This is a genomic window from Nocardioides rubriscoriae, from assembly GCF_008087085.1.
Taxonomy (GTDB): Bacteria; Actinomycetota; Actinomycetes; order Propionibacteriales; family Nocardioidaceae; genus Nocardioides; species Nocardioides rubriscoriae.
This window is the reverse complement of record NZ_VIYJ01000002.1, coordinates 121596-134085: the sequence shown is the minus strand read 5'-3', so window position 1 is coordinate 134085 and position 12490 is coordinate 121596. Positions and strand designations below refer to the sequence as shown.

The 12490-nt window shown below is 73.5% G+C and carries 9 protein-coding genes; 3 read left to right on the top strand and 6 right to left on the bottom strand.

From position 1 onward, the window contains the following. The first annotated feature begins 4 nt into the window (after nucleotides 1-4). Nucleotides 5-778 (top strand): SDR family NAD(P)-dependent oxidoreductase, encoded by a 774-nt coding sequence (locus tag FZC61_RS03980; protein ID WP_148612783.1) that lies wholly within the window; start codon nucleotides 5-7, stop codon nucleotides 776-778. A 70-nt stretch (nucleotides 779-848) separates the two neighbouring features. Here the strand turns inward: FZC61_RS03980 and FZC61_RS03975 are convergent, their stop codons facing one another. The 3 genes from FZC61_RS03975 to FZC61_RS03965 all read right to left on the bottom strand — a co-directional run bounded on the left by FZC61_RS03975 (nucleotide 849) and on the right by FZC61_RS03965 (nucleotide 3977). Then, nucleotides 849-1382, bottom strand: a complete 534-nt coding sequence (locus tag FZC61_RS03975) for a hypothetical protein (protein ID WP_148612781.1) — start codon at nucleotides 1380-1382, stop codon at nucleotides 849-851. After that, nucleotides 1379-2878 carry an alkaline phosphatase gene (locus FZC61_RS03970; protein ID WP_148612779.1) on the bottom strand — a complete coding sequence of 500 codons (1500 nt, stop codon included), beginning with the start codon at nucleotides 2876-2878 and terminating at the stop codon, nucleotides 1379-1381. The genes FZC61_RS03975 and FZC61_RS03970 overlap by 4 nt, the downstream gene beginning before the upstream one ends. A 151-nt stretch (nucleotides 2879-3029) precedes the next feature. Further along, entirely contained in the window at nucleotides 3030-3977 is a 948-nt protein-coding gene (locus tag FZC61_RS03965) for an AraC family transcriptional regulator ligand-binding domain-containing protein (protein WP_148612777.1), read from the bottom strand. A 70-nt stretch (nucleotides 3978-4047) separates the two neighbouring features. On the opposite strand from FZC61_RS03965, the gene FZC61_RS03960 reads away from it, so the two are divergent. Further along, entirely contained in the window at nucleotides 4048-5547 is a 1500-nt protein-coding gene (locus FZC61_RS03960) for a flavin-containing monooxygenase (protein ID WP_148612775.1), read from the top strand. An 18-nt stretch (nucleotides 5548-5565) separates the two neighbouring features. Here FZC61_RS03960 and FZC61_RS03955 read toward each other — a convergent pair whose 3' ends face one another. Further along, complete coding sequence (locus FZC61_RS03955; RefSeq protein ID WP_211357079.1) at nucleotides 5566-8547, bottom strand: galactose oxidase family protein; 2982 nt, start codon at nucleotides 8545-8547, stop codon at nucleotides 5566-5568. 18 nt (nucleotides 8548-8565) lie between these two features. After that, nucleotides 8566-10230, bottom strand: coding sequence for a bifunctional 3'-5' exonuclease/DNA polymerase (locus tag FZC61_RS03950; protein ID WP_148612773.1), 1665 nt, complete (start codon nucleotides 10228-10230; stop codon nucleotides 8566-8568). 36 nt (nucleotides 10231-10266) lie between these two features. On the opposite strand from FZC61_RS03950, the gene FZC61_RS03945 reads away from it, so the two are divergent. After that, nucleotides 10267-10599, top strand: coding sequence for an antibiotic biosynthesis monooxygenase family protein (locus tag FZC61_RS03945; RefSeq protein ID WP_148612771.1), 333 nt, complete (start codon nucleotides 10267-10269; stop codon nucleotides 10597-10599). A gap of 249 nt (nucleotides 10600-10848) precedes the next feature. On the opposite strand, the gene FZC61_RS03940 is transcribed toward FZC61_RS03945, so the two are convergent. Next, the gene (locus FZC61_RS03940) at nucleotides 10849-12243 is read right to left on the bottom strand and encodes an IS1380 family transposase (RefSeq protein WP_148612769.1); all 1395 of its coding nucleotides are present in this window, start codon (nucleotides 12241-12243) and stop codon (nucleotides 10849-10851) included. Nucleotides 12244-12490: the final 247 nt, after the last annotated feature.

The window sequence follows — 12490 nt, the reverse complement described above, 5'->3', positions numbered from 1 at the left end:
GATCATGGCTGTCAACGAGACCGTTCCCGACCTCTTCCGACTCGACGGCAAGGTCGCCGTCGTCACCGGTGCCTCCAGCGGCCTCGGCGTCGCGTTCGCCCAGGGCCTGGCCGAGGCGGGGGCCGACCTCGTGCTCGGCGCGCGGCGCGTCGACCGGCTGGCCGAGACCGCCGCCCTGGTGCAGGCCACGGGCCGCCGGGCCCTGACGGTCGCGACCGACGTCGCCGACCCCGACTCGTGCACCAACCTCGTCACCCTGGCCATGGAGGAGTTCGGTCGGGTCGACGTCCTGGTCAACAACGCCGGCATCGGCACCGCCGCACCGGCCACCCGCGAGAAGCCCGAGGAGTTCCGCGCCGTCATCGACGTCAACCTCAACGGCTGCTACTGGATGGCCCAGGCGTGCGGCCGGGTGATGCAGCCGGGCTCGAGCATCATCAACATCTCGTCGGTCCTGGGCCTGACCACCGCCGGCCTGCCCCAGGCGGCGTACGCCGCGTCGAAGGCCGGCCTGATCGGCCTGACCCGCGACCTGGCCCAGCAGTGGACCGGCCGCAAGGGCATCCGCGTCAACGCGATCGCGCCCGGGTTCTTCGTCTCCGAGATGACCGACCAGTACCCCGAGGGCTACCTCGACTCCCAGATGCCCCGCATCCCCGCCGGCCGCAAGGGCGACCCCGCCGAGCTCGCCGCGACCGTGGTGTTCCTGGCCTCGGCCGCCGGCGGCTACATCACCGGTCAGACCCTTGCCGTCGACGGCGGCATGACCATCACCTGAGCGCGCCGGCGCTCCGGGACGCGACGACGGCCCCACCCCGGTGTCGGGGTGGGGCCGTCGTCGTGCGAGGTCACTCGTTGACGAGCACCGGCACCGTGATCGCGGCCGAGGCGACCCGGTCGAGCAGGCGCCGTGGGACTGCGATCCGGAAGGGCGCTGTCTCGTCGGGCGGACCCTCCTCGTGGCTGGCGACCGCCTCGTCGAGGTGGTGCACCGCCTTCGCGGTCGTGAGCAGCCGACCGTCGGCGTCGTAGAAGCCGGCGACGACCTCGAGCTCGAGGAGGTCGCTGACGTCGGAGGTGACCGTCAGACGGCCGGACACCACACCGTCGGCGAGCCGCACGCCGCGCAGCACGAACCGGTCGTCGAAGGGCCCGGGCACCACCGCGACCGTGCCCGGGGCCGGGCTCGCGGTGTCGAGGCCCAGCGGGAGGTCACCGGGTCGGGCCGGCTCCAGGCCCGGGAACGACGTCTTCGCGGCGGTGAGGGGGTCGACCGCTGCGACCGGCCGCGTGCCGGAGTCGTCGGTGCCGGACCGGTCGGAGCAGGCGACGCCGGCCCCGGCCACGAGGGCCAGGGCCAGCGCCAGCAGGATCGACCTCAATCCGTCAGGCCCAGCGCGCCACCGACGATGTCGAACAGGTCGGTGTTGTCGATGCTGCCCTCGAGCTCGTCACTGCCGGGGCCGTAGGCGAAGACCGGGACGTCCGCGCCGGTGTGGTTGCCCGACAGGTAGGTCAGCCACAGGCTGGCGTCGGGCGAGCCGTCGACGACGCCCGCGGGGTCGTCGGCGGTGCGGAAGGTGGCCGGCGCGAAGTTCTTCGGGTCGCCGGCACCCGAGCCGTTGACCGGGCCGGTGGACCGGACCGGGTCCTTGGCCCCACCGCTCGGGCGCGACGGGGTCGAGTTGTTGGCGGTGTTGCCGCCGTCGGTGTTGGCCGGCGGGGTGGTCGCCTCGGCGTTGGTGAAGGTGCCCTTCTCGATGATGTTGAAGCCGGCGCACTCGTGGTCGGCGGTGACGATGACCAGGGTGTGGCCGTCGCGGCGCGCGAAGTCGCGGGCGACGCGCACGGCCTCGTCGAACGCCTTGATCTCCTCGAGCGTCTGGGCGGCGTCGTTGGCGTGCGAGCGCTTGTCGATCAGGGCCCCCTCGACCTGCAGGTAGAAGCCCTTCTTGCCCGACGACAGCAGCGAGATGGCCTTGGCCGTCATGTCGGCGACGGTCGGCTCCTGGGCCTGCACCGAGGAGGGGTTCTCACGCTTGTACTTCTCGATGGTGAGGTTGCCCTTGTTGAACAGCCCGAACACCTTCGGCGCGCTGGTGCCGGCGAGGTCGGTCTTGGTCGCCACGGTCTGGGTCGCGGGCGAGCCGAGCACGTCGTAGCCCTGCGCCTCCAGAGCGCTCTCGTCGGCGGCGTCGAAGCGGGACAGGCCGCCACCCAGGATCACGTCGGCGGTGCCGTTGCGGGCGATCTGGTCGGCGACCGGGGTGACCCGGACGTCGCTGGTCGGCAGCGCCCCGCCGGTGAGGGTGGGGTTCTGGCAGGCTGAGGCGGAGTAGGTGGGGCCCTGGCAGCCGCGCAGCAGCACGTGGCTCATCTGGCCCGCCGGGGTGGCGTCGGTGATCTCGGCGGTGGAGACGTTGCCGGTCCGCAGGCCGGCCTGCTTGGCGTACTCCATCAGGGTCGGCACCACGTTGCCCTTGGCGTCGACGCCCAGGGCCGCGTTGTAGGTCTTGACGCCTGAGGACCAGGCGGTCGCCGCGGAGGCCGAGTCGGTGACGTAGTTGGGCGCGAAGTCGGAGGACCCGGGCTGACCCGACCCCTGCTGCACGGCGTAGGTGCTGACCTGCCCGACCGCGGGCAGCGACTCCATCACCAGGTGGCCGTCGGCGCCGTAGTAGCGGGTGCGGGCCGCGGTGACGTGGGTGCGGCCCATGCCGTCGCCGAGCAGGTAGATGACGTTCTTGATCTTGCCGTTCTTGCCGTGGTCGGCCTGGTCGCCGTGCCGGCTGCTCTCGGCGCCGGCGATCCCGGCCGTCCCGGCGAGGCTGGCGGCGAGGGCAAGGGTGAGCAGCGCGGTCGTTCCGCGTGCGGGCATGCGCATGTGTCGTGTCCCTTTCGAGATGCGTCGCCCCGATGGCGACCCTCGCACGCTAGGAACCGCAGGGGAATGCGACGGCCCGTGGGCGCGTCCGGGCAGGGACCGTGAGGTGAACTCCCGGTGACATCGGCTCGGGGGCCGCACACGCTCAGGTAGGGGCGGCCCAGCGCGCCCGCGCGTGCAGGTACGCCGGCGCGCTCGCGTAGCCCAGCCGGGCGGCGAGCTCGGCCAGCGGGAGGGTCGCGCGCCCGGCCCCCAGGGCGGCCGCCATCGAGGAGCGCACCTCGTCGACCAGCTCGCGGTAGCCGACACCCTCGGCGGCCAGGCGCCGGCGCAGCGTCCGCTCGGTCCAGCCGAGGGCGGCGGCCACCTCCCCCATGGGCGCGCCGTCGCGCAGCCGCTGGGTCACCAGCACCCGGACGTCGGCAGCCAGGCCGGTACGGGCGCGGCGCCGGTCGACGACGTCGCGGCACACGGCCTCGGCGGTGCGCAGCCCCTCGGCGCTGCGGTCGGGCAGTGGTCGCTCGAGCTGGTCGGCGTCGAACGTGACGCGGGCCCGGTCGCCGTCGACCTCCAGCCGCGCCCCGACACCGCCGGGCACGAGCCCGTCGATCACCTGGCGCACGGCCTCGGCGTCGCGCTCGAGCAGGAAGCGGCGCACGTCGCGCGGCAGCGGCGTCGCGTCGTGCTCGACCACGACGCGGTCACCCACGACCTCGGCCCGTGGGAGCGCGAAGGCGAAGGAGAGGTCGATGAAGTGCGCGGCGGTCGTCATCGCGTCGAGCACCGTGCGCGAGGACTGCACGGCGTATCCGAAGGCGCCGAAGGTGCTCGCCCGGTAGGTGGCACCGACGGCGAGGCCGACCTCGCCGAGCTCGCGACGCAGCGTGCGGACCACCCGCAGCTCCTGGGCCGCGGTCACCTCGCGCTCGGGCTCGGCCAGGTCCTCGGCCCGCAGCCCGGTGCCGGCCAGGCAGCGCCGGGCCCCCAGGCCGTGCGCGCCGGCGTACCGGCACAGGACGACGACGCCGGCGACGGCGCGCGGGAAGGTCCAGTCGGTGGCAGCGGGCTCGAGGCGCAGCACCAGCACGGTCATGTCCGGAATTATCAACCACACTCCTCGGACGACCTGTCCCCCACCCCGCACGACGCCCTACGTTCGGGTCATGGCAGACAGCAGCGCGCGCAGCAAGGTTGGCAACAAGGCAGGCAGCACGGGTCCCCGGGTCATCGTCATCGGAGCGGGCTTCGGCGGCCTCGGCGCCGCGCGGGCCCTGCGCGAGCACGGCATCACCGACGTCACGATCCTCGAGCGCGCCGACTCGGTCGGCGGCGTGTGGCGCGACAACACCTACCCCAACGCCGCGTGCGACGTACCCTCCCCGCTCTACTCCTGGTCCTGGGCGGTCAACCCCGCGTGGGGCCGGCGCTACTCCCAGCAGCCCGAGATCCTCGCCTACCTGCGCGCCGCTGCCGAGCGTGAGGGCCTGACCGACCTCGTCGTCACGGGCGCCGAGGTCGCCTCCTGCACCTGGGACGACGCGAGCGCGACGTGGCAGGTGCTGTGCACCGACGGCACGGCGTACGAGGCCGAGGTCGTGGTCCCGGCGCTCGGCCAGCTCTCCAACCCGGTGGTGCCGCGGGTCCCGGGCGTGGAGGACTTCGCCGGGCCGGCCTTCCACTCCGCGAGGTGGCGCCATGACGTCGACCTGACCGGCAAGCGGGTCGCGGTCGTCGGCACCGGCGCGAGCGCGATCCAGTTCGTGCCCGGCATCGTCGACCGAGTCGGCGCGATGACGGTGTTCCAGCGCTCCGCGCCGTACGTCGTGCCCAAGCCCGACCAGGAGTACCGGCCGCGCCACCACACCGCGTTCGAGCGGTGGCCCGGCCTGCTGCGGGGCGAGCGACGCTCGTGGTTCTGGGTCAGCGAGAAGCTCAACGCCGCGCTCGGCGGCGAGGTCGCGTGGTCCAAGGCCCTGCTCGGCAGCCTGCGGCAGGTGTGGAAGCTGCACCTGCGTCGTCAGGTGCGCGACCCCGAGCTGCGCGCCAAGCTCGTGCCCGACTACCAGATCGGCTGCAAGCGGATCCTGTTCTCCAACGAGTGGTACCCCGCCCTGGCGCGCGAGCACGTCGACGTCGTGACCCACGCTGTGACCGGTGTCGAGCCCGGTGGCGTCCGCACCGACGACGGCACCCTGCACGAGGCCGACGTCATCATCTGGGGCACCGGCTTCGCCGCGACCGGCTTCCTCGCCGGGGTCACGGTCACCGGCGTCGACGGCGCCGACCTGCACCAGCAGTGGAGCGACGGCGCGCACGCCTACCTCGGGCTGAGCGTGCCGGGCTTCCCCAACTTCTTCTGCATCTACGGCCCCAACACCAACCTCGGGGGCAGCTCCATCATCGCGATGATGGAGGCCCAGGCGGGCTACGTCGCGGAGGCGGTCGCCCGGCTGCGTGCGGGGGTGCGCACCGTCGAGGTGCTGCCCGAGGTCGCGGAGGCCTACGACCGCGAGATGCAGACCCGGCTGCGCGACTCGGCCTGGAACGGCTGCGACAGCTGGTACGTCGATGGCTCCCGGATCACGACCAACTGGCCGGGCAAGGTCACGGAGTACCAGGACCGGACCGCGCACGTCGACTGGGACGAGCTCGTCGTCGGCTGAGCCCGGGCCCGACCCGCGTCACAGCGGGACGGCCACCCATTGCCCCCGGCTGGGGGTGCCGGCCGCGTCGAGGGCGAAGAGCAGGTAGGTGCCGGGCACCGACGTGCCGCGGTCGGCCGGGACGGTCAGGTCGTAGGTGTCGGGCTGCCCCGCGACCGGTGTCGCGGGCAGCGTGAAGCGCCGCTGGTCGGTGTTGATCGAGTGGGTGACGGCGCTGGTGCGCACCATCGCCCACGACGCGACCGGACCGTCGGTGGTGACCCGCACGGTCGACCCGGCCGCCATCTCGCCCCCGGGCACCGCCGAGGTGATGGCGGGGCGCTCGCGCGGGCTGCCGTCGGGCTCGAGGAGGTACGGCGGGGTGAACACCTGCACGTCGGGGTGGTTGATCGTCGCGTTGGGCTCCAGACCACCGCCGCCGCTGAGCACCCGCCCGTCGGCGAGCAGCAGCGAGAACGAGTGGTAGGTCCGCGGGACCGCCTCGGGCGCCAGGGTCTCGAACCGGCCGGTCCGCGGCGACCAGAGCTCGGCGCTGAGCTGGGCGGTGGTGTCGGTGAAGGGCACCGCGTAGGACTGGCCCCCGGTGACCAGCACCGACCCGTCGGGCAGCACGACGCTGTTGGCGAAGGCCCTGCGCTGCGCCAGGTCGGGCTGCCGGGTCACCACCGGGGCGGCGGGGAAGCCGGCGGTCAGGTCGATCGTGTAGGCCCTGGCGGTCGCCTCGGAGTAGCCGTAGGCCGGCGACCCGCCGAGGGTGAGGACCTTGCCGGCGTCGTACATCACGGCGTTGCCGTTCATCTGGTCGGGCGCGTCGGCGCGCTGCCCGGCCGACGTGGTCGTGCCCGCGCCCGTCGTGGTGAACCAGTTCATCGCCCGGCTGGGGCCTGCCTGGAACACGCGTCCGCCGGTGGTGGCGAAGAGCCAGGTGTGGTTGTCGCGCCGATAGGCCTCGCCGTCGTCGGTGAGGAGGGCCTGGTTGCTCGTGCCCGGGAGCGAGCGCCACTCGTCGGCGCCGGCGCGCAGCACCTCACCGTTCTTGACCGCGCCGTCGACGCCCTCGACGGGCCCGCTCCAGGAGCCGCCGATGGTGAAGACCCCGCCGTCGGAGAGCGTGACCGACGACTGGTAGCCGCGCGGCACCTCCATCTGGGGCGCGACGGTGAACTCGTCGGTCGCGGGGTCGTAGATCGTGGCGTTGGAGGGGCTCGACCCGCCGGTGATCAGGACCCGGCCGTCGGCCAGCACCGACAGGCCGGTGCAGAACATCTGGTGCCCGGTGTCGCTGACCGTACGCCGGGCCGGCCGGCCGCCGTCGGCCTGCGCGAGGTCGACGATGGAGACCTGGGTCAGGTGGGTCGTGTCGATGTCGTAGTCGTCGTCGAACGCCGCCGAGAAGGTGAGCACCTTGTCGTGGCGCAGCAGGGTCGCCGAGGTGGGCACGATCGGCAGCCCGATGGTCGGGCTCCAGACCCCCTGGGTGCCGGGGTCGACGACCGTGCCGACCAGCCCGACCTCGGCGGCGCTCGACCACGACCCGCGGCCCCCGGCCTCCGAGAGCGCGACCAGCCGCACGTAGCGCGCGGCGACGGGGGCGAAGCGCACGGTCTTGACCAGGCGGTCGTCGGCCCAGGTGCCGCTCGCGACGGGCGGCGACCACGACCGGCCGTCGTCGCTGACCTGCACGCGATAGCGGCCCATGGTGCCGTCGGGCGAGACGTCCTGGCGCGGGAGGTAGGTCAGGCCCGAGATGCGGTGGCGGGCGCGCGTGTCGATGGTCAGGGTGTGCGGCAGTCGCTGGCCGCCGGCGGGCGTCTGCCAGGTCGTGCGCGGGTCGCCGTCGAGGGCCAGGGCAGCGTCGTGGCCCGAAGCCGCGGCGTCGGCGGTGACCCCCCAGCCGGCCGGGTCGAGCGACGGGCCGGTGGGGGGGCCGTAGAGGTTGACCTCGGCCGCGGTCGACCAGGGCCCGCGCGACCCGGCCTCGGTGCGGGCCAGCACGCGCACGTAGCGGGCCAGGACCGGGCCCGGGCTGCTCGGTGCCCCCAGCGTGACCGTCTTGGTGGTGGCGTCGTCGGCCCACGTGCCCGTCGCCGCCCGGCGCCAGGCGCTGCCGTCGAGGCTGGTCTCGACGGCGTACGCGCCGATGCGCCCGGGCGCCCGGCCGTCCTGGCGCGGGGTGTAGCTCAGGGCGCCGACGAGCCGCGGGGCGCCGGTGTCGAGGGTGAGCACGTGAGGCAGGGCGAGCGGGTGTCCGGCGTGGCCGGCGTCGGTCGTCGAGCTCCAGTAGGTGTCGGGGTCACCGTCGACCACGAGCGCGGGGGCGCGGTCACCGGCCTGCGAGTCGGCGGTGGCGCTCCAGCCGGTGCGGGTCAGCGGCGGACCGAGCCGCGCCCCGAGCACGACCAGGTCGGGCACGGCGACCGGGCGGCGGGGGCTGTCGACGTTGGTCACGGACAGCCGGACGAACCGGGCCTCGGTGACCGCGAAGCTCGCGGTCCTGGCGTCGCCGGTGTCGGCCCACAGCCCGCGGGTGACGGTGGTGAACCGGCGGCCGTCGCGGCTCAGCTGCACCGTGTAGCGCCCGATCCGTCGGTCGGCGCGGCGGGTCTCGGGGGTGTAGCGCAGGCCCGACATGGGTTGCAGACGCCGGGTGTCGAGGGTCAGCACGTGCGGGGCACGCGCCCCGGGGCGGGTCAGCCACGAGGTGCCGCGGCGACCGTCGACCGCGGCGGCGGGGCGGTGGCCGCGGGTGGCCGTGTCGGCCCGCGCGGTCCAGCCGCGCCGGGGCAGGTCGGGGGCCGAGGCGGCGTACGACGCCGCGCTGGCCGCGACCATCTGCATGGCGTCGTGGCCGGTGTGGCCGGCCGAGGGCTGGGCTACGGGGCCGGCGTCGGACCGCGCCCGCAGGGTCACGACCACCAGCAGCAGCGCGACGAGCGCCACGACGACGCGTCCGCGTGGGCGCGCGGACGCGCGTCTGCCGGCCTGGCCCCCCACGCGCATGGCCCACCGTAACCCGGGTCAGGCCGGGTCGTCGGTGCTCACACCCGCCTTGCCGGCCTCGGCGTAGGACCGGACGACCGAGGTGGTGAGGGGGAAGTCGATGCCGATCTCGCGGAAGAGCAGACCCGCCGCCGTCGACGCGGCCTCGCCGGTCGCGGCCACGACCTCGTCGGCCAACGCGGCCGGGGTGTGCACGACGACCTCGTCGTGCAGGAAGAACACCAGGTGGGGGCGGGCCGTGAGCGGACCGTCGCCCCCCAGGCGCCACAGCCGGTTGCGCAGGTCGGCGATCCAGCACAGCGCCCACTCGGCACCGGTGCCCTGCACCACGAAGTTGCGGGTGAAGCGGCCGTAGGCGCGCCGGTAGCGGGCCTGGCTGTCGGGGTCGAGCGGCACCGCGTCGGGGTCGCGGTCCCAGGCCTCCCCCAGCCCCGGCGACCCGCGGCCCAGCAGCGTGCGCACCACCTGGCCGCGCTCGCCGGCCCGCGCAGCGTCCTCGACGAGCCCGAACGCCGCCGGGTAGCGCCGGGTGAGCCCGGCGACCATCCGTCCGCTCTCGCCGCTCGTGGCGCCGTACATCGCCCCGAGCAGGCCGAGCTTGGCGTCGCTGCGGGTCGCGACCGCGCCGTCGTCGACCATGCCCTGGTAGAGGTCGTTGCCGCGCGCCGAGCGGGCCAGCGCCCGGTCGCCGCTCATCCCGGCGAGCACGCGCGGCTCGAGCTGGGCGACGTCGGCGACCACGAGCACCCAGCCGTCGTCGGCCACGGCCGCGGGCCGGACCTGCACGGGGATCGACAGTGCGCCGCCCCCGTTGGAGGACCAGCGGCCGGTGGTCGACCCGGCCGGCTGGTACGACGGCCGGAACCGGCCGCCGCTGACCCACTGGTCGATCCACGCCCAGCCGTTGGTCGAGAACAGGTGCGCGAGGTGCTTGTAGCGCAGCAGCGGCTCGATGCCCGGGTGGTCGAGCGCCCGCAGTGACGAGGCCCGGGTGTCGGCGACCTCGAGCCCGGCGCGCCGCAGGGCGCCCAGCAGCTCGTGGCGCGAGTCGGGGTTGAGACCGGGGGCGACGAACGCCGTGCGCACCTCCTCGACCAGGGCCTCGAGCCGCTGCGGGCGGGCCCCGCGCGGCGGTCGCGGGCCCAGCAGGTCGATGAGCAGGCGCTCGTGCACGTCGACGCGCCACGGCAGGCCGGCGTGGGTCATCTCGACGGCGACCAGGGCGCCCGACGACTCCGCGGCCAGCAGCAGCCCCAGCCGGGTGGCCTCGCCGGAGGCCGCCACCGCCGCGAGCTGCCGGTCGTCCTCGAGGTCGGCGCGCAGGTGCTCGGCGGCGTCGTCGACCGAGAAGAGCGTCGGGTGCGAGGGTTGGGCCGGGCCGAGACGGTCCCAGTGCTCCGACTCCTCCCCGCTCAGCAGCGCGGCGTCGACCGCGGGCGCGCGCCGCAGCAGGTGGTGGCCCAGGCGCAGGTCGTGGCAGCGCGCGACCCGTACCCCGGCCGCCAGCAGCGACGGGTACCACCGCGCGGTGTCGTCCCAGACCCAGCGCGGCCCGTCGGGCTCGCGCCCGGCGACGTACGCCGCGAGGTCGGCCAGGGCCAGCTCGTGCGGCTCGCCGGGCCGGTCGTCGTCGATCACCAGCACCCGCTCGCCGGGCCGGCGCGAGAGACGGACCCGGGTCATGGGGACACCCTGGCAGGCCCTGGCAGGCTGGGGTCCGTGACCACGATCAAGATCAACGCCATCACCGTCCCCGCCGGCTCCGGCGACGAGCTCGCCCACCGCTTCGCCGCCCGCGCGGGTGCCGTCGACGGCGCCGACGGGTTCGAGGGCTTCGAGCTGCTCAAGCCCACCGACGACCGTGACCAGTGGCTCGTCATCACCCGCTGGCGCGACGAGGAGTCGTTCCAGGCGTGGCTGTCCTCCCCCGGCTTCGCCGAGGGTCACCGCTCGGCCGCCGAGCGTGCCGGCGGCGACGCCCCGCGCCCGGTGTCGACCCACAGCGAGGTCTGGAACTACGAGGTGGCCGGCGGCTCGACGCCGGGGGCCTGAGCATCTGGGCTTCGAGGCTCGCTGCGCTCGCACCTCAGCCACCGTGCAGCCGCAACGACGAAGGCCCGGTCCTGACGGACCGGGCCCAGCGTGTTCTGGTGGTCCTAACCCCGGTCTTTCATGACGTCGTCGACGACGGCATCGCTGCGTGAGGTGAGTCGGTGATGGTCCACAGGTACGACGTTGGACCGGCTGGCGCTGCCGGGCTGCGGTTCTCCGGGTCGTGATGTGTTTGGCGGGCGGGTCGAGTCAGGCTGGTTGCGGGATCGCAGTGATGTTCGCGAAGACCGCGACGATCGCGGCCGCCCATGGCCACGATTCGGGGATCCGCAACCGTCGTCGCCGGCCGCTGTGGATGAGGCGGGCGGGGACGTGAAGGAAGCGGTAGCGCAGCGCCTTGGGCTCACAGGTAGCGAGGATCTTGGCGTCGCCGACCAGCGCGAGGAGCCGGGTCCAGGCGGTCAGGTCGGCGGCGATCTGGACCAGCAGAAGCCAGACCTGGTTGATGTCGAATTCTCGCGAGGGGAACCGGCCCAGGCCGGAGTCCTTGGCGTGCCGGATGCGGTCCTCGACCCGAGCGTGGGCACGATGGCGCGCTTCGAGGAAGGCGAGCTGGCCGACCTTGGTGTTGGTGACGAAGACCTGGTAGCGCCACCCGTCGCGTTCCTCGAACAGCGACAACTGCGCACCGGGATGCGGGCGTTCGCGGCGCACGATGACGCGCATCCCATCCGGCCACTTGGTCAGGTCGAGCAGGCCGGTGAGCTCGGCGACGTCACCGCCCTCACGCACGCCCCCGTCGGCATCGAGTGCCGGTGCCCAGACCTTCTTGGGGACCAGGTCGATCGCGTCACGGATCTTCTCGGTGATCGCAAAGCCGACGCTGTACTCCACCCTGCGGCCACGGACCTGGTTCTGCTCGGTGAGCCAGTCCAGCAGCTTGTGGGACGCGCCGGCACCGTCGGAACGGATCAGCACCTTGCGGCGGTGGGTGCCGGGAATCTGGGCGATCGCGTCGGTGAGGACCTCGATGTGGTCAGCCGCAGTGTTCGACCCGGCGTTCCCAGCACGCAGCTTCGCAGCGAGGAACTCGCTGGTGTTGTCGCACCACACCCCGAGCGGGTGGAACCCGAAGGTCCGCTTGAACGTGGGCGCTGCGTTCTCCTTCTCACTATGGCTGACCACGATCGTGGCGTCGGTATCGAGCACGATCAGGTCGTCATCGAGGGCCGTCCCCGCCACCCGGCTGGCCGGGACACCACCAGACAGTTGGGCACAGACGTGCCGGCAGACCCGGGCCCGCGCGTTCTGGATCTTCTTCAACCCTCCAGGCGTGACCTCGTCCAGAGTCCGCCACACCGTCGGCGGCGACGCGACCGGGCCGAGCACGCTGCTCTGGTGGCGCAGCACGTCGATGTCGGCGATCGCCTCACCGCCGTCGGCGAGCATCACCGCAACATCGCTCAGCACCCGCCCGCGGTCGTGACCGGGGTTGAAGTTGCGGCGGGTCATCGCCTTGGACAACTCGTCCGTCAGCCCGGTCCGGTCGGCCAGGAGCCGAGTCGCAACGCTGCCCGCGTGGGCCACCACGCCGCCACCATCAGCGGACACGGACAAGCCTGTAGACCACGAAGTACGCTTCACCTACGGAGTGCCCTCCAGCTCGAGCTTCTTGGACTGTCGCAAGAACAAGAATCCCAAGCAGGACGGGCACTTCCGTGCTTCTACACGCCGATCAGGCCGCCGAGCCGTGAACGATCCGGGCTAACGGGACCAACTTCGAAACGACTTTGGGACGTTGTCAAAGGAGTGGCCTCCGTTCCGATTACTCCTGCAAAGCCGTCACGCCAGACTTCGACTCGAGCGTTCCGCTTCAATGAGGGGCCAGACC

Bases quoted from the DNA above. Each gene is read 5' to 3' on its own strand.
- FZC61_RS03965 (WP_148612777.1), bottom strand. From the start codon at position 3,977: ATGACCGTGCTGGTGCTGCGCCTCGAGCCCGCTGCCACCGACTGGACC.
- FZC61_RS03970 (WP_148612779.1), bottom strand. From the start codon at position 2,878: ATGCCCGCACGCGGAACGACCGCGCTGCTCACCCTTGCCCTCGCCGCC.
- FZC61_RS03980 (WP_148612783.1), top strand. From the start codon at position 5: ATGGCTGTCAACGAGACCGTTCCCGACCTCTTCCGACTCGACGGCAAG.
- FZC61_RS03955 (WP_211357079.1), bottom strand. From the start codon at position 8,547: ATGCGCGTGGGGGGCCAGGCCGGCAGACGCGCGTCCGCGCGCCCACGC.
- FZC61_RS03950 (WP_148612773.1), bottom strand. From the start codon at position 10,230: ATGACCCGGGTCCGTCTCTCGCGCCGGCCCGGCGAGCGGGTGCTGGTG.
- FZC61_RS03960 (WP_148612775.1), top strand. From the start codon at position 4,048: ATGGCAGACAGCAGCGCGCGCAGCAAGGTTGGCAACAAGGCAGGCAGC.